The sequence below is a fragment of the Hymenobacter endophyticus genome, from assembly GCF_032464715.1.
GTDB lineage: Bacteria > Bacteroidota > Bacteroidia > Cytophagales > Hymenobacteraceae > Hymenobacter > Hymenobacter endophyticus.
Map to the genome: position 1 here is coordinate 1 of NZ_JAWDJT010000004.1, position 16,536 is coordinate 16,536.

A 16,536-nucleotide genomic window follows, 5' to 3' on the forward strand; every position below is an offset into this window, starting at 1 on the left:
AGCCGCCTCAAGCAGTTTCGCCGCGTGGCCACGCGCTATGACAAGTTGGATGCCCATTTTCTGGCCTTTGTTCATCTTGCCGCAACCGTACTCTGGCTGCGTGACTGTTAACACTTCCTAGTACCTGGTATGCACTGTAGCAGGCAAACGAGAAACCCAACCTTGTGGTTTTAGCCGGGGCCGGCCGGAGAAATGCCTTACAGTTGGGCAAAGATGGCGTCGGCGGTGGCCAGGTACTGGCTCAGGCCGCGGTAGGCAATGCCGGCGGCCCGGCACTTTTCGCGCAGCTGGGTTTTCTCCTGGTTCAGCAACTGCTCTACCTGCGGGTACACCCGGTGCACCTCGGTCTCCGAGAAGCCGTTCACGACCACGCCCACGCCGTACTTCTCGGCCACCAGGTCGTCTTCCGACACGCCGGCGCACACCAGGTACGGCAGGCCGCAGCACAGGTACTCGCCGACTTTAATGGGGGATCTGAATTTCTGGGAAGGCTGCGAGGGTACGGCCACCACGCCAAAGTCGGCGGCCGAAATGTAGTCCTGCACCTGCTCGTAGGGGCTGCGCGTGATGGTGTAGCTGGCCTCGGGCAACCCTTCGGCCTGCATCAGGCCCGCAATGTGGGCCGGCGCATCCGGCGACACGATGAGGAAGAACAGCTCGGGGTTATGCTGCAAAAACACCCGGAAGAGCACCGCAATTTCCCGGTCGTAGTAAATACCGCCGAACTTGCCCAGGTAGAGCACCACCTGCTTGTCGGCCGGGATACCATACTGGGCCCGAATCCGCTGGCGGCCTTCGGGCCGGAAGAAGATCTTGGTTTCGTCGACGCAGCTGGGCAGCTTGTATACTTTGGCCGCGGTGCCCCACTCCTGCATGCGCTGGACCATGTGCACCGTGCCGGTGGAAAGAATGTCGGCGTTCATGCCCGATACCCGCTCCATGTAGTGCAGCCCCTTGTAGGCTAAGCTGGTTTCGGGCCACACGTGGCAGTCGCGCATAAACTCGCTGTGGGGCTCGTACTGGTAGCCGTAGTAGCGCAGCCCCAGCACCTTGGCCATCAGGAAGGCAAACGAGCCGGCCACCGTGCCCAGGGCCCCGATGCTGCGGGCCCCTACCCCGAGTCGGAGCTTAAGCACCAGGAAAAAGCCGCAGAGCAGATCATACGCTTTCTTCAGCAGCTTGAAGCGACCCGAATGCCATTCAAGCGGATGCCACTCAATATTGTACGTCGCCAGACCAGCGTGCACCTGCGTGGCCTGCTCTTTCGTCAGGGCGTAGTCGTCTTGCTCGTAGGTAATAAGATGCAGGCGTAGGTCGGGCTGCTGCCGGCCCACGTGCTGCAGAAACAATAGCAGGTTACCTTTAAACAACGGGTCGTTAAAGCTATTGTAAACGTAGATAATTACGTGGCGTAGTTTCATTACTTGCTTGATTCGGTGAGCAGGTTTTCCCATTGCTGCATAATCTTGGCCGGGGCAAAATCCTGCACCCGGGAATACGCTTGCGCGGCATAGTACGTGCGCTGGGCCGGCTCGGCCAGCAGGCGGCTCAGCGTATCGGCCCACACCGGGGCGCTGTGGCCCAGGGCCGCGCCGGCCCCCAGCAACGGCAGCAGAATCCCGAACTCGGCCCATTCCGGCGCCTGCGCATACTGGGTGGCCGGGGTTTGAGGGGCCAGAATTTCGCGTGGGCCGGTGGGGCAATCCGTGGATACCACGGGCACGCCGCAGGCCATGGCCTCGCACAGGGCCATCGGGAAGCCCTCCGTGGAGGAGGACAGCAGCGACACCGCCGCGCGGGCAATGTACTGGAAGGGGTTGCTCTGAAAGCCGAAGAAATACACGTCGTAGGCCGCCGTCAGCGGCTCCCCGCTCCACACCTGCCAGCAGCGTAGGCCCAGCTCCTGGCCGCGCTGGAGCAGGTCGGCGCGCAGGGGGCCGTCGCCGAGCAGGGCCAGCTTGGGGGCCGCGTGGCCGGCGGCGCGCAGCGTGTGCAGCACCTGGAGCAGGGCGGTCTGGTTTTTTTCGCGGGCCAGGCGGCCGGCCGTAATCAGCACCGGATGCTCGCTGAACAAGGCCTGCGCGGCCGCGTTCAGCGGCTCCTGGCTACGCCGCCGGATGCCTTCCACGTCGAAGAAGTTGTTGACCGTCACGACCTTCTGCGGGGGCAGGCCAAACATGTCAATCAGCTCCTGGCGCAGGTCGCGGCTCACGGGCACCACGTAGTCGGCCGAGCGGTAGAGCCAGGGCATCAGCACGCGGCGGCGCAGCCAGCCCAGGGCCCCGCGAATGTTGGGGTCGTGGCGCTTGGAATTGTGAATACACAGCAGCACCTGCTCGGGGCCTTTGCTGAGCAGGTTGAGGTAGTCGGCACCCTCCAGGTGGCTGATGCAGACGTCGATGCGGTGTTCGCGCTTCAGCTCCTTCACCCGCCGGATGCGCTGCACGAAGCTGCGCAGCTTGCCCACCAGGCCGGCACCGGCGGGCACATCCAGGGCCACCAGGGTGTTCCGGGTCGGGAAAGCCACCTCGGTCTGGCTGCTGAACACGCACTCTACTACGTGGTGGTGGCGGGCCAGTTCCCGGCCGTGGTCATGAAAAACCCGCTCGGCTCCCCCGTATGTGAGCTGCGGGATAAGCAGCAGAATATTTTTACGCGCGGGCGCAGCAGAACGAATCATATACGGGAATGGAGCGCCTTAAAAATGCCGCAGCACGTAGCTTTTCAGCAGAAACTTGCCCTGTAGCCTGGCCGTGGGCTGGTAGTGCCGGGCCAGCGGCTGCCGCCGAAACTCGCGCAGGGAGTTGGTGCGCTTGTCGGGGTTGAGGTAGCAGGTCAGGAACCACCGCTCGGCCACGCACCGCAGCATGGCGGCGGGGTCGGCGTAGCGCCGCTCCTGGTTGAAGGCATTGATTTTCCAGAGCCAGGCGTGTACCTCGGCCAGCGTAATGTCGCCGAGCGTGAAGGGGACGTAGGAAATGGTGTTGTGGACCAGCAGTTCGCGCTCCGTAAACGGAATGCCGAACACGCGCAGCTGCCGCTCCCGGATCTGGTTCGACTTGGCGTTGCGCCGGGCATGCACGTCGGCCTTCAGGATTTGGGGCAGCGTGCGGTAGTGCAGCAGAATCTCGGGCTGGTTCACGATGTCCACCACCTGCGCTACGCGGGCAATGAATTCGTAGTCTTCGCCGAAGGTGTCCTGAATCGTGTCGTCGTAGCGCAGGCCGTGCTCCTGTAGCAGGGAGCGGCGGAAAAAGGCCGTGGGATTGGCCACCGGCATGTTGAAGAGCATATAGCTGCGCACGGCATCGGCCGAAACCGGGTACTCGTACACGATGTCCGACTCGCCGAAGCACTTCATGAAGCTGCTGGTGAGGCCCACCGAAGGGTTCTGCTCCAGAAAACCGATCTGGGTTTGCAGGCGGTGCGGCAGGGCCACGTCGTCGGCGTCCATCTTGGCAATGTACTTGCCGCGGGCAAACTCGGCGCCGTAGTTGTCGGAAAAGGAGCGGCCCCGGTTCTGGGCATTGGCCAGCACTTTCACCCGCGGGTCGGCCTCGTAGCTGCGGGCCACGGCCAGGCTTTCGTCGCGGGAGCAGTCGTCCACGATGATCAGCTCGAAGTCCTGAAACGTTTGCTGCAGGATACTGTCAATAGCAGGCCGCAAGTACTCCCCGGCGTTAAAGACGGGGATAATCACGGATACGAGGGGCGACGCGGAAGTAGGCATAATAGCGCAAAGGTACGACCTACCGGCCAAACCACCCATGCCGGAAGCCAGGCCAGCCGGCGGCCTGGCTTCCCGCGCCGGGTGGCTTCGCCGCTACCGGCCCCTACCCTACTGGCGTTCTACGCCGCTGCCGAGCAGCTTCGCCATCAGCCAGTTTGCGGGCGTAAAGGCCGGGTTGCCGGTATTGAGCCAGTTTACGAGGTCGTACTCGGCCAGGGAGTTGTAGAACATATGAGCGCCGTTGGTGGTGTAGTGGCGCACCAGCACGGCCTGGTCGGTGCCGGGCACGGACTCTTTCAGCAGCAGCAGCCGCTTGTAGGGCATCTGGGCAAACTCGCGCACCAGCTCGGGCGTAGCGCCGTCCTTGCTGCCGTCGAACTTGACGAGCAGGTTGTTCCAGTTGATGCGGGCCACCCGGCGCTGCCATTTCTCGCGGGCTTCTTGCTCGGAATGGTAGTGCAGAAAATCAACCTCCACTTTGCCGCCCAGCGTGGCCAGCGGGTAGGGGTTTTTCTCCCGAATCCTGTTTATCTCATCGTAGCGCGAGGTTTGCTGAAACACGAGCTCCTGGCTCAGGTAGTGCTGGGGGTTGCGCAGCAGCTCCAGGTAGCAGGGGCCCATCAGAAACAGACCGATAAAGGGCGTATTGAAGGGCATACCCACGTATTTGTAGACCTCGGCCCCCAGCAGTCGTTCGAGAAAACGGTAAAGTCGCGGTTGCGGATCAGGCGCAGCTGGCGGCGTTTGGCCTCGAAGCGCCGTTTGCCGGCCACCCGGTTGGTTATGTTAGCAAGCATCGACGTTGTCCTATCCTTCTGTTGTAGAGCTACAAAACGTGTTGGGCACGGCCCAATCTAACGGATTATTTTTTCAGCCACCGGGTTATCATGGCCGGGTAGTCGATGGCCAGCTCGCCCAGCCGGATTTCAATCATCTTGCGCACCTTGTGCCGGTTCCACTCGAAGTCGTCGTAGCGGCGGCGGTATTTTTTGGGCACCTGCGCCAGGTATTTGAAGTACAGGTCGCGCAAGCGGTTTTCGCCCAGCATCGACCACGGCTTGTGCTGGGTGGTGTAGTGCAGAATGACGGTATCCTGGAGAAATTCCTGTAGCTGTTTGCGGGGCTGGTCTTTGGGAATTTCCATGTACATGCGGTTAAACCGGCTGTCCAGCTTCAGCCAGTTGCTGGTCAGCACCGCGTTCAGCGCATCCTGATCGGGGTATACCAGCTTCTCGGCGTTGTTGCGAATAAAGTCGATTACCTTGTTGGTCACGTCGCGCCGCACCCATTCGGCGCGGTCGATGAGCAGCACGCCGGAGTTGAAATAACTATCGGGCTCGTGAATATTCAGCTCGGGGCGCATGTCCACGAAGTCGCGCACGGCGGCCACGGGCAGGCCCTTCATATCGGTGGCAAACAGGGTGCGCAGCTTGCCCAGCACGATGATATCGGTATCGAGGTAGATGAACTTTTGCACCTCGGCCGGCAACACCAGCGGAAACATCAGCCGGTAATAAATGGAGGCCGTCCACCAGAGCGTGGGCGGCAGCACAAAGTCGCGGGCAAAACTTTCCTCAATGTCGTAGTAATGCACGTTGCTGCCGCGAGCCACGGCGTACTGCTGCAATTCCTGGCGCTGCTCGGCCGTGAGGCCGGTCACAATGGCATGAATGACAATGGCTTCCTGCTTGTTATTCTCAACAATGGACGTAAGTAGGGTATACACCGGCGTCAGATAGTTCTCATCAAACGCTATGGCAATATGTATACTAGACCCCGACTTACTCATGTGCTTCAATTATGTGTAGAGTAGTACTCTCCCGACCTAGCGGCTGGCAAATTGCTTGCTCAGCTCACTAATCTGCCGGAATACTCTCACGGCCTCTTCCCGCTGCTTCACCGAAGTCTGGAAGTTGTAAAACAGGCGCAACGTCTCAAAATTGTCAATCAGCCCTTCCTTTTCGCGCCGAAATATAGCGTTTAGCAAATTAACGGGTTGCTTGGCCATTTGGGCGCCCAGCCACAGCAGGCGCTTGTTGTAGAGGAAGCGGAAGTCTTTTTCCGTCAGGTTGGGGTGCCGGAAAATGAAGTAGTACACGATGCTCGTGAGCTGGGACGAAGCCGTGCCCTGGCCAATGCGCAGCAGGTAGTTCCACGTGAGGCGTTCCTTGAACATAAAGTGCTTGAAGCGCAGCCGGTCGTCGTACCAGAGCTTGTAGCCGGCTAGCTGCATGGCGTCGCCCAGCTCCACGTCTTCGCCGCTCACAATGATTTTGCCGCGCTTGGTGGACGTCGTGAAGCGGAAGCCGTGGGCCAGCAGCTTCAGCCACGCCGATTTGCGCACCACCGAGCCGGCCCCATACAGGTAGCCTTCGTGGTCGGGCAGCGGGCCGCTCTTGCCGCCGTTCTGGGGGCCCACGGCATACACGGCCTGGAAAGTTTCGAACCAGGCCGGCGCAGGCACCTCAAACATGCCGTCGGCGTGGGCACCCAGCACCCCGATCTGGGGGTGGGCGCTCATAATTTCGTACACCAGGGAGAAATAGTTCGGGGCCAGCCAGTTGTCGTCGTCGATGATGACAATGTACTCGTAGGCAGCCTCGTTGAAACCCCGGATCAGGGCATTTTCCTTGCCGGCCACGGGCTCTTCCAGCACCCGAAACGGCACCTGGATGTTGAGCTGCTCGCGCAGGGAGAGGGCTACTTCCACCGTGTTGTCGGAGGAGGCATTGCTGATGATGAGCACCTCCCAAGGGATATTCGGGCCCGTTTGCTGGGCCGCAATGTGCCGCAGGGCTTCCGTCAGACGATTAGCGCCGTTGTGGGTACAAATCAGGGCAGTTATTCCGTTCACTTTTCAACAGTTAGAGTACAGAGCGTGGGGGCCGGGGGCACCACATATTTTAGTTGTCCAGGGCCCGCAAGCGGTTGATGAAGGCCTGCACCTGGGCGTAGCTTTGGTCGCCGCGCAGCTCCTTTTTCACCAGCTCCCGAAACTGCTGCCAGTAGAAGCTGACCCGGATTGCGGCCGGCTCGCCTTCGCGAAAAAATTCCTTTTGCTTGATGGCCTGCGCCAGAAACTGCCCGGTATACTGCAACGAGTACTTGGCGTTGCGCAGCCACACCAGCGGCTTGGCGGCCGTGCCGTGGGTATGCATGGCCTGAATGTAGTCCAGGTAGGGCCGCAGCGCCGCCTCCGACTCGGCGTTGCCGGCGAAGATGCGCTCCACGTAGTTCCAGGTCAGGCGCTTGGCCGGAATGAAGTGCTGGAAGCGCAGGCGCTCATCGTACCAGATCTTGTAGCCGGCCAGCACGAAGGCGTAGCACATTTCATTGTCTTCGCCGGAGGTCAGCTTGTCGCCGTGGCGGCCGGTGAGCATGGACTTAAAGCCTGCCTTGTAGATTTTCTCCCAGGCGGCCTTGCGCACCACGCAGCCCGCGCCATACACGTAGCTGGGCTGCCGGGTGATGTCGCCCTGGTGGGTGGCCTGCTTGTCGGCGGCGTAGATAACGGCAAACTCGGGGAACCACCGGGGCGGGGTTATTTCGCACTCGGGCCGGCCAATGCCACCCAGGGCGCCAATCTTCGGGTCGTGCTCCATGATGTCCCAGGCCAAGTACAGGTAATTGTCTTCCAGCCAGTTGTCGTCGTCCACGATGCACACGTACTCGTAGCGGGCCGTGGCAAAGCCTTGCTCCAGGGCGTTGCTCTTGCCGCTTTTGCCCTCGTAGAGCAGCCGGTAGGGAAAGGGAAAGTTCAGGGCCGCAAAGGCATCGGCCGCCACCTGGGAAGTGGCGTCGGTGGAGGCATTATCGACCAGCAGTACCTCTACCGCGAACTTGGCGGGGTCTGTTTTCTGCCGGGCCAAGACTTGCAGGGTTTCTTTGATGCGCGCCGCACTGTTGTAGGTACAAATCAGTACCGTTATACCGCGTTCGGGCTGAGCAATTTCCATGTACGAGAAGTTCTGATGTCAGGGGCTGCCACCTATGCGGTAAGCTTTTTATACCACTGATAAACGATTTGCTTGAGGTGGCCGATGGTGCGGGCTCTGCCTACTACTGAAATGGCCTTGTAGTAGTTGTAGTAGCTGGACCACCGCTGCCCTTCTTCCCGGAGCCGCTTGCTCTGGTCGAAGTGCAGGCCCTCCAGAAACTCGTTGAACCGCCCGTGGTGCTGGGCATCCACCATTTGCTTGTAGTGGGCCGTTTCGAAAATCTGTTTCTGGTTGCGGGCAATGATGCGGCTGTTCTGGGTGGCCGACATAATGCCGCCCGGGTGCAGCCGGTAGCGCGACATTACCTCGGGCAGGTAGTACACTTTGCCGGTGCGCGTGAGCAGTAGGTGCAGCGAATAGTCGCCGCTGAAGGCTTCCTTCACCCAAGCCGGAATCGGGAACAGTGCCGAGCGCCGAAACAGCATGGAGGCCGTGGGAATAAACCAGCCGTGGCGGGCAATGTCGCCCTGGGTAAACTCATGCTCAGTGGTGGGCAAAATGTGGGGAAACTTCTGGCTGAACAGCCGGGGCGGAATGGAATTGTCGTCCATAAACTCCTCGGCATCGTGAATGCAGGTGTTGCAATCCGGGTGGCTTTCCAAAATATCTACCTGGCGCTGCAGCTTGTGGGGGCTGGTCCAGTAGTCGTCACCTTCTAGCAGGGCAATGTAGGTACCGGTGCAGGCCTCCAGCGTCCCGAGAAAGTTGCCCATCACGCCCAGGTTCGTCTCAGGCAGCAGCAGCCGTATCCGGTCGGGGTAGCGGCGCTGAAAGTCTAGGGCAATCTGCCGGGTAGCGTCCGTGGAGCAGTCTTCGCCAATCACCAGCTCGACAGCAAAGCTGGTTTCCTGCATCAGCACCGATTCGATGGCCTGGGCCAGAAACCGCTCGTGGTTGTAGGTAATGCAGCAGACGCTTACTGTGGGCATAGGCAAAAAATTAAAGAACTAAACAAAAGTGAGCGGAGGCGGCCCGGGCTGCCCAGCAGCGGCAGCCCGGCGCACAATCCGGCCGGGTACGCCCACCACGGTGGCCCCGGCCGGCACATCCTGAATAACCACGGCGCCGGCCCCAATCCGGGCGCCTTCACCAATGGTGAGCCGCGGCAAGATAGTGGCATTGGCACCCACCAGAACGTAGTCGGCCAGGCGGCAGCCGCCCAGCACCCGCGCCCCCGGCGACACCTCGCAGTAGCGCCCCACCACCACGTTGTGGTGAATGGCCGCGCCGGCGTTTACCAGGGTGCCTTCGCCCAGCCGGGTGGCGTTCGAGACGAGGGTGTTGTGCATCACGTTCAGCCCGGCCTCCAGCTCTACCTCGAATCGCCCCACCTGGGCCGTGGCGGCTACCACGGAGGTAAGCTGCCCGCCCAGCCCGCGGAATTTGTCGGCCAGCTTCTGGCGCAGGTAGCTGCCACCCAGCCCCAGCACAAACGCCGGGTCGCGCCGGAACAGCTCGGTGGCCTGGTCTACGTGGCGCAGAATAGGAAACCGGCCAAACAGGTGCGACTCTAGGTTGGGCGTCACGTCGTCGAAGAAGCACAGCCCGGCTGTGGTGGCGGCCGGCGGCAGGCATTCCAGAACTTCTATGGCGTGGCCACGGGCACCGACAACCAGCATGAGCTTACGGAGGAAATAGGGAGGAAGTGGTTCGAAAGGCGGCTTAGCCGAGGCTCAGCTGCTGGGCCGAAGCGACGGCGGGCTGCGCCTCCATTACCGACTTGATTACGCGGCAGATGGTATCTACCTCCTCATCCAGCAGCTCGTAGTACAGCGGCAGGCACAGGGCCCGCGTCGAAATATCTTCCGATACCGGGGCCGACTGCTGGCCCGTGTACTCGAGCGTGTTCAGGGAAGGGTAGAAATAGCGCCGGGGAATGATGTCGGCCGCGTTTAAGGCGTCGCGCACGGCCAGCAGGGCCTGCTCCGAGGGCATTACCGTGGGATAGTACGAGTAGTTGTAGCGGGTGGTGTGCTCCTGCAACTGCGGCCGCCGCACGCCGGTACCGGCCAGCAGCGCATCGTACCGCTCGCTCAATTCCCGCCGCCGCCGAATCAGCTCGTCTACGCGGGGCAGCACGCACAGGCCCATAGCGGCATGAAACTCCGAGCTTTTGCCATTTACGCCCACGCCCCAGAACGCCTCTGGGCCGTTGTGGCCGAAGTTGCGCATGTAGCTGATCTTGTGGGCTAGCTCGTCGTTGTCGGTCACGATGGCGCCGCCTTCCACGGTATGAAACAGCTTGGTGGCGTGGAAGCTCAGGGTCGAGATGTCGCCGTAGTTCAGCACCGAGTTGTCCTTGTAGGTAACGCCGAAGGCGTGGGCCGCGTCGTATATCACGCGCAGGCCGTGGCGCTGGGCCACTTCCGCAATGGCTTCTACGTTGCAGGGGTTGCCATACACGTGGGTTGCCATAATAGCCACCGTCTGGGGCGTAATGGCCGCTTCCAGCAGGTTGGGGTCAATGCAGAGCGTCTGGGGGTCAATATCGACGAACACCGGTACGCTGCCTTCCCACACGATGCTGGAGGTGGTGGCCACGTAGGAGAAAGGCGTGGTCAGAATCTCGCCTTTCAGGTCTAGGGCTTTCAAGGCTATCTGCAGGGCAATGGTCCCGTTGTTGACGAAGAACAGGTGCTTAACGCCCAGATACTCTTTCAGGCTTTTCTCCAGCTCCACCACCAGCGGGCCGGCGTTGGTGAGGTGGGCTCTTTCCCAGATGCCCGCTAGGTAGCCCACATACTCCTCCATGGGAGGCAGATACGATTTGGTTACATTGATACCCATATCAACTGAAAAACAAGTGTTGTGGTGAAAGCGCCCAGGCGCGTTAGAGCTGCACAATCTGGCGTACCAGGTTTTCGTACTGGTGCACAGCCACGACTTCCCCCTCGCTCAACTCATAGATCTGGTCACAGTCGCGCAGAGTGGTGATGCGGTGGGCAATGATAAGAATGGTCATGTCAGTGTGCGAGAGTTTGTTGATAGCCTCGTTCACCTCCCGCTCAGTTTCGTTGTCGAGGGCGCTGGTGGCCTCGTCGAGCACCAGCACCTCAGTGCGCTTGTAGAGGGCCCGGGCAATGCCGATACGCTGGCGCTGCCCACCGGAAAGCTTGGAGCCCCGCTCGCCAATCATAGTATGCACGCCCTCGGGCAAACCGGCAATGAAGCTCGTCAGCGAGGCCTGCTCAATGGCGTAGCTCAGGCGCTCCTGGTCCACAGTGGCGTCGCCGAGGGTGATGTTGTCCTGAATCGATGTTTCCATCAGGAAGGTGTCCTGCTTCACGTAGCCGATTACCTTGTACCAGGCCACCAGATTCTGGGGCGTGAGCGGCTTGCCGTCTACCAGAATATTGCCGCTCTGCTCCACGTAGAAACGCAGCAGTACGTTCATCAGCGTGGTTTTGCCCGAGCCCGAACTGCCGATAAACCCGATTTTCTCCCCCTTTTTAATGGTCAGGCTGATGTCTTTCAGGGTTTGCTTGGCCGCGCCGGGGAAAGAGTACGTGATGTGGTCGAAGGACAGGGACTTCTCGAAGGTGAAAGGCACTTGGATTGGGTCGACAGGTGAGTAGAAATCCGCGTTCCGGTCGCCGCTGATGATTTCGATGGTGTACTGCGCCTGCTTGATCTGGAACAGGGACTGCAGCAGCCGGTTCACCGACGGCATCAGGCGGTAGGCGGCGGCGGCAAACAGGCCCACCAGCGCAATAAGATCAGTAGAGGCGTTGGAGAAGAACAGCGCGTACAGGAAGATGGTCAGCACGCCCAAAATGGCTACCATCTCAATCATCTTGATGGGCAGCAGGCTGTAGAGGTAGCCTTCAGCATCGAGCTTTTGCAGCTCACCCTGGTTGGCCAGCAGCTTGCGCTTAAATTCCTGCTGCTTATTGGCTAGCTTCAGCTCCACGTAGCCCACAAATAAGTCGTTGAGGACGCTGAACGCCACGGGCCGCAGCTCGTTGATACGGTGCCCGATATTCTGGGTGCGGGTGCGCAAGGCGCGGTACATCAGCCAGGTAGTAGGCACCAGCACGACGGCCAGAATAGCCAGCAGCAGTGGCTTGTACACAATGATGCTGATGACGATAACGACGATGACGGCTACTTCCGAGAAGAAGATAAACAGTGGCCGCAGCACACCGCTCACATATACGCCAGGCACTTGCAGGGCCGCGTTCATCAGGGCTGAAGAACCCGTGTCGTTGAACTTCCAGAACGACAAGTCCAGATACTTGCTTAGCTGGCTGTCAATGATTTTCAGGCCGATGTCGGCAGTGAAGCGGGTTTGGAGGTAGTTGACCCAGGTCGTGAAGACGTTCTTGAACAGGAAGAACAGCAAAATCCCGACCATCAGAAACAGCAGGAACGACCGTTCCGACTGAAAATTCAGGCTGTTGTAAAGCAGGGAGAAATACTTGCTTTTTTGTACTCCGCCGGGTTCGGCCGCCACCATCATGACGGGCACCAGGGCCGCCAAGCCGAATACATCCAGAAAGGACGACACCAGAACCAGCCCGAACATCCAAATTGCCTTGTACTTCTGGGATGAAGTCAGATAATAGCGTATGCTATTAAGTGAATAGCTGATGATTCCGGTGTCCATAGATTACATTTCGACCCGGGAAACTGACAAGAAGGATGCAATGAGCATCCTATAGAATCAACAGTTCCCAAATCTCAGGTTGGGGGCAAAGTTACGGGTTTTGTGCCAGATACCACCCCTACACGCTCTCCTGGCAAGAGAATAACCCCGTTTAAATCAGCTACATACCACAATTGTCAATCTACTACGAAATTGATAGTCAAGCATTTGAATCTGATTCTACTCCTCCCTCCGTTGCCAGAACCCCACTAGCCGCAGTGCAAACAGCCCAACAGCAGAAGCTCTGGCAATTATGGGCCCGGGACGCGTGCCAAAGCAATACTTTCGCTCCCTGCCCGGCTGAAGCAGGTGGCTGCTGTGTGGGTGGTTCAGGCTTATATTAAGCCGGGTACAGTATAACGAAACAAGGAAGTCTACTACTTTCCGTCCTCCCTCCTGCCCCACTACGCCATATACACGCTGGCCCAGCCTGCTATTCCCAGACTGGGTCAGCGTGTGAAAGAGTTCTGAGTTAGAATTACCAGCCAGGCGCTACTGAGCCGCGGAGTCCGCAACCGGCGCGTATACCGTGAGCGTATCCTGGTAGTTGCGCCAGTTGTACTGGTTGGGATTGTAGGGGCTCAGCAGCTTTTTTACCTCGCGGTAGCCTTCCGGGAAACGCATGCCGTGGCTGGCCATGCAGGTGAGCAGCTCAGGGCCGGGCTTCTCATTCACGAGCAGGAAGGCCTTGGTTACGTCCATTCGGGTTTTGGCCAAGGCGTCGCAGTTGCGCAAATCCAACTGCCCGAAAATCCAGGGGTTGCCCGGCGAAATACCATCGAGCATATACACTAGGCCCGGCATATCGTACATGGCCACTACAGGCATGCCGGGCTCGAAGCCGGCCTGCTTCATGGTTTGCTTCAGGTCGCCCATGAAGGCGGCCGTTTTGGCGTCGAGCTGCAATGTGGCTGGGGTGTGGCTGCTACCCAGCGTTACGGGCACATTTTGCTGGAGCATGTTGGCAGCCTGCAGGTAGGGCGCGTACAACAGGCCATAGGTGTACTGCTCGGCAATAACCAGGGCGGGCACCAGAAAAACGACCACGCGCACCACGGTGCTGTGCGCAATGGCGGGCATGCTCACGTACAGAATGCAAAGCAACGCCAGCCAGTAGTTTATATCCAGCATGATGTTGATAAACAAATTGTTATAAGTGCCTACTGCCCCCACGAAAGGTAGCATCAGCAGCCAGCCGGCAATGATTAGCTTGCGCCATTTCACCTTCTTGTGCGGCTGCTCCAGATACGCGGCACTGAACATGGCCAGCACCACCAGCATAAGGGCCAGAAACCACACGATGGAGCGGTTGTGGTTGAGGTGGGTATTGCGGTACAAGTCGGTACGCAGGGCTTCGTAGACCATGAAGGCCAGGATGAGCAGGCCAATACCCAGCTGCACTACCGGGGACAGCCGCAGCTTGTTGCGCAGGTAGGCCCGGGTCAGGAAAAAGCTCAGCAGCACAAACAGGAAGAACGGATACACCAAGGTGCGCAGCACCGGATACGAATCTTTCAGGTAGCGCACCAGCAGGCCGCCGTTGTAGCTGGTTTTGAGCAGCAGCTGGGTTTCGTGCACGAAATTGGCCTGCCACACCAGCGGCGACTGAATGCCGAGAAAAAAAACGGCAATGCCCGCCAGGTAGCCCAGCACCACCAGGCCAACGGGCTTGTACCACTCCCGCACGTTGGCCAGCCCCGCCGACAAACCGATTACCGCCAGCCCGGTGCCCAGGGCAATAACGCTGGAACTGCCTTTCACAAACAAATCAAGCCCGACGAAGGCGCCGCCCAGAAAGAGCAGCACGTGCCGCCCCTTGAATCTGGCCGCACTAGGATAGGCGCTGTAGAGTAATACGCTGCTGGCGAATACCGCAATGCAGAACGAATTGATATTGTTATAGAAGATCGTGCGGGGAAAAATGGAATACTGCAGGAAGTTGCCGCTCACGAACAAGCAGGCGACGGCCCAGTAGGGCAACGAGTTGGTGTGGTACTTCTCCCGAATCCACTTCCAGACGCCACCGGCCAGCAGCAGCCCCGCCGTGATGGTCGTAAACAAACTGGCCAGCCGGTAGCCAATGATAGACGTGTGGTTGGGGCTTAGTACCTTATTGATAAGCAGGTTGAAGCTGGTAAAGCTCGAACTGTACTCTTCCGGGTACGTGTAACCCAGCAAGTAGAATCCTTCATCCGTCAAATCGTAGCCTTTGTTGATGGCCCATAAGAAAAGCCCGATCAAAAAGGCGGCGATTAAGCCTAGTACAACTGAATAAATGGTTAGGCGCGGCGCGGAATCATGATGCATACGGGGAAGCCCTTGGAAGATGGCACGAGAGAAAAGAGCTGCAATTACAGCACTCGGTTGAGCAAATCCTGATACCGGTGGGTAGAAATTATCCGGCCCTCGCTCAACTCATAAATCTGGTCACAGTCGCGCAGCGTGGTGATGCGGTGGGCAATGATAAGAATGGTCATGTCGGTGTGCGAGAGGCGGGCAATGGCCTCGTTTACTTCCCGCTCGGTTTCGTTGTCCAGGGCGCTGGTGGCCTCGTCCAGAATCAGGATTTCGGTGCGCTTGTACAGGGCCCGGGCAATGCCGATGCGTTGGCGCTGCCCACCCGAGAGTTTGGAGCCCCGCTCCCCAATCATAGTATGCACTCCCTCGGGCAGGCTATTGACGAAGGAGCGTAGCGAGGCCTGCTCGATGGCGTAGCTCAGGCGCTCCTCGTCAATGGTCGTGTCGCCGAGGGTGATGTTGTCGCGGATGGAGGCCTCCATCAGGAAGGTGTCCTGCTTGACGTAACCGATAATCCGGTGCCAAGCTTCTACGTGCTCGGGACCCAGCACCTGCCCGTCTACCAGGATGTGGCCCTGCTGCTCGGTGTAGAAGCGCAGCAACAGGTTCATCAGCGTGGTTTTGCCCGAGCCCGAGCTGCCGATAAAGCCCACTTTCTGCCCCTTCTCGATGGCCAGCGACACGCCTTGCAGGGCCGGGCTGGTGGCCCCGGGGAAGCTGAAAATCAAATTGTCCAGCACAATATTGTTCTGGAAGCTCAGCCCCACCTGCTGTTCCGACTGTGCCGCCCGGTACTTTGGGTCACGGTACGATTCGAGGTCTTCAATCGTGTACTGACACTGTTTGAGCTGCACCATAGCCATCAGCATCCGGTTTACGGAGGGCATGAGGCGGTAGGCGGCGGCGGCGAAAAGCCCCACCAAGGTAATCAGGTTGGTGGAAGAGCCGGGAATGTAGATGGCGTAGAGAAAGATGGTGAGTACGCCCAGAATGGCCACCATCTCAATCACCTTCAGCGGCAGCAGGGTATAGAGGTACACCTCGGCGTCCAGCTTCTGAATTTCTTCCTGGTTGCCGAGCAGGCGGTCTTTAAACCGCTGCTGCTTGTTGGCCAGCTTCAGCTCAGCAAAACCGGTAAACAAGTCGCCGATGATGCTGAACGACACGGGCCGCAGCTCGTTGATGCGGTTGCCGATGGTTTGGGCCCGGGCCCGCAGGGCGCCGTACGTGAGCAAGGTAGTGGGCACCAGCACCACGGCCAGAATGCCCAGAAGCAACGGCTTGTAAATCAGAATACTAACTACAATCACCAGCACCACCGCCACCTCCGAGAAGAAGATAAAGAGCGGCCGCAGCACCATGTTGACGTAGGTACTGGGCACTTGCAGCGTGCTGTTGATAAGCTGGGAAGAGCCCAAATCGTTGAAATACCAGAAGGGAAAGTTCAGGTATTTGCTGAGCTGGTTCTGGATGATGCTCAGGCCCACGTCGGCCGTGAAACGAGTCTGGAGGTAGTTGACCCAGGTCGAGAACAGGTTTTTGAAGAGAAAAAACAAAAACACGCCGATGATCAGGGCCAGCAGGAAGGTTTGTTCCGACTCAAAATGCAGCCCGTTGTAGATGGGTGAGAAGTATTTGCTTTTCTGCACGCCGCCGGGCTCGGCAGCTACCATCATGACCGGTACCAGAGACGCCAAGCCGACAACATCGAGAAAGGAGGCCAGCAGCAGCAACACAAACATCCATATGGCTTTGCGTTTTTGGGGCGTGGTCAGGTAATAGCGGATGCTATTAAGGGAGTATCGGATAATTCCGGTGTTCATGGCGGCGGGGGTCACGCGGGAAACTGAGGGCTGCACTAGCGG

Annotated in this window: 13 protein-coding genes and 1 pseudogene; 1 reads left to right on the top strand and 13 read right to left on the bottom strand. The window is 59.2% G+C overall.

Annotated elements, in window-relative coordinates:
• Window positions 1–111, top strand: a pseudogene (locus ROI90_RS08115) (IS5/IS1182 family transposase); the annotation flags it as partial.
• A gap of 86 nt (window positions 112–197) precedes the next feature.
• Here the strand turns inward: ROI90_RS08115 and ROI90_RS08120 are convergent.
• The 13 genes from ROI90_RS08120 to ROI90_RS08180 all read right to left on the bottom strand — a co-directional run bounded on the left by ROI90_RS08120 (window position 198) and on the right by ROI90_RS08180 (window position 16,494).
• Complete coding sequence (locus tag ROI90_RS08120; RefSeq protein ID WP_315997838.1) at window positions 198–1,421, bottom strand: glycosyltransferase family protein; 1,224 nt, start codon at window positions 1,419–1,421, stop codon at window positions 198–200.
• Window positions 1,421–2,680 (bottom strand): glycosyltransferase, encoded by a 1,260-nt coding sequence (locus tag ROI90_RS08125; RefSeq protein ID WP_315997839.1) that lies wholly within the window; start codon window positions 2,678–2,680, stop codon window positions 1,421–1,423. Before ROI90_RS08125 ends, ROI90_RS08120 begins: the two co-directional genes overlap by 1 nt.
• Window positions 2,681–2,698: 18 nt before the next feature.
• Window positions 2,699–3,730 (bottom strand): glycosyltransferase family 2 protein, encoded by a 1,032-nt coding sequence (locus ROI90_RS08130; protein ID WP_315997840.1) that lies wholly within the window; start codon window positions 3,728–3,730, stop codon window positions 2,699–2,701.
• Window positions 3,731–3,838: 108 nt separating this feature from the next.
• Window positions 3,839–4,420: a DUF1919 domain-containing protein gene (locus tag ROI90_RS08135; protein WP_315998065.1), complete on the bottom strand. Its 582-nt coding sequence runs from the start codon at window positions 4,418–4,420 to the stop codon at window positions 3,839–3,841.
• 172 nt (window positions 4,421–4,592) lie between these two features.
• Window positions 4,593–5,519, bottom strand: a complete 927-nt coding sequence (locus ROI90_RS08140; RefSeq protein WP_315997841.1) for a glycosyltransferase family 8 protein — start codon at window positions 5,517–5,519, stop codon at window positions 4,593–4,595.
• A gap of 36 nt (window positions 5,520–5,555) precedes the next feature.
• Entirely contained in the window at window positions 5,556–6,584 is a 1,029-nt protein-coding gene (locus tag ROI90_RS08145; protein WP_315997842.1) for a glycosyltransferase, read from the bottom strand.
• 49 nt (window positions 6,585–6,633) lie between these two features.
• Entirely contained in the window at window positions 6,634–7,686 is a 1,053-nt protein-coding gene (locus ROI90_RS08150) for a glycosyltransferase (RefSeq protein ID WP_315997843.1), read from the bottom strand.
• A 32-nt stretch (window positions 7,687–7,718) separates the two neighbouring features.
• On the bottom strand, window positions 7,719–8,657 hold the full coding sequence (locus tag ROI90_RS08155) for a glycosyltransferase (RefSeq protein WP_315997844.1): 939 nt from the start codon (window positions 8,655–8,657) through the stop codon (window positions 7,719–7,721).
• Window positions 8,658–8,675: 18 nt separating this feature from the next.
• Entirely contained in the window at window positions 8,676–9,347 is a 672-nt protein-coding gene (locus ROI90_RS08160; protein ID WP_315997845.1) for a NeuD/PglB/VioB family sugar acetyltransferase, read from the bottom strand.
• Window positions 9,348–9,390: 43 nt separating this feature from the next.
• Window positions 9,391–10,515 carry a DegT/DnrJ/EryC1/StrS family aminotransferase gene (locus ROI90_RS08165; protein ID WP_315997846.1) on the bottom strand — a complete coding sequence of 375 codons (1,125 nt, stop codon included), beginning with the start codon at window positions 10,513–10,515 and terminating at the stop codon, window positions 9,391–9,393.
• A 43-nt stretch (window positions 10,516–10,558) separates the two neighbouring features.
• On the bottom strand, window positions 10,559–12,334 hold the full coding sequence (locus tag ROI90_RS08170) for an ABC transporter ATP-binding protein (RefSeq protein WP_315997847.1): 1,776 nt from the start codon (window positions 12,332–12,334) through the stop codon (window positions 10,559–10,561).
• A gap of 531 nt (window positions 12,335–12,865) precedes the next feature.
• On the bottom strand, window positions 12,866–14,614 hold the full coding sequence (locus tag ROI90_RS08175; protein WP_315997848.1) for a hypothetical protein: 1,749 nt from the start codon (window positions 14,612–14,614) through the stop codon (window positions 12,866–12,868).
• Window positions 14,615–14,724: 110 nt separating this feature from the next.
• Window positions 14,725–16,494, bottom strand: coding sequence for an ABC transporter ATP-binding protein (locus ROI90_RS08180; protein WP_315997849.1), 1,770 nt, complete (start codon window positions 16,492–16,494; stop codon window positions 14,725–14,727).
• Window positions 16,495–16,536 lie beyond the last annotated feature (42 nt).

Excerpts from the sequence above, each read along its gene's own strand:
- ROI90_RS08120 (WP_315997838.1), bottom strand. The coding sequence starts at position 1,421 with ATGAAACTACGCCACGTAATTATCTACGTTTACAATAGCTTTAACGAC.
- ROI90_RS08125 (WP_315997839.1), bottom strand. The coding sequence starts at position 2,680 with ATGATTCGTTCTGCTGCGCCCGCGCGTAAAAATATTCTGCTGCTTATC.
- ROI90_RS08130 (WP_315997840.1), bottom strand. The coding sequence starts at position 3,730 with ATGCCTACTTCCGCGTCGCCCCTCGTATCCGTGATTATCCCCGTCTTT.
- ROI90_RS08140 (WP_315997841.1), bottom strand. The coding sequence starts at position 5,519 with ATGAGTAAGTCGGGGTCTAGTATACATATTGCCATAGCGTTTGATGAG.
- ROI90_RS08150 (WP_315997843.1), bottom strand. The coding sequence starts at position 7,686 with ATGGAAATTGCTCAGCCCGAACGCGGTATAACGGTACTGATTTGTACC.
- ROI90_RS08155 (WP_315997844.1), bottom strand. The coding sequence starts at position 8,657 with ATGCCCACAGTAAGCGTCTGCTGCATTACCTACAACCACGAGCGGTTT.
- ROI90_RS08160 (WP_315997845.1), bottom strand. The coding sequence starts at position 9,347 with ATGCTGGTTGTCGGTGCCCGTGGCCACGCCATAGAAGTTCTGGAATGC.
- ROI90_RS08165 (WP_315997846.1), bottom strand. The coding sequence starts at position 10,515 with ATGGGTATCAATGTAACCAAATCGTATCTGCCTCCCATGGAGGAGTAT.
- ROI90_RS08170 (WP_315997847.1), bottom strand. The coding sequence starts at position 12,334 with ATGGACACCGGAATCATCAGCTATTCACTTAATAGCATACGCTATTAT.
- ROI90_RS08180 (WP_315997849.1), bottom strand. The coding sequence starts at position 16,494 with ATGAACACCGGAATTATCCGATACTCCCTTAATAGCATCCGCTATTAC.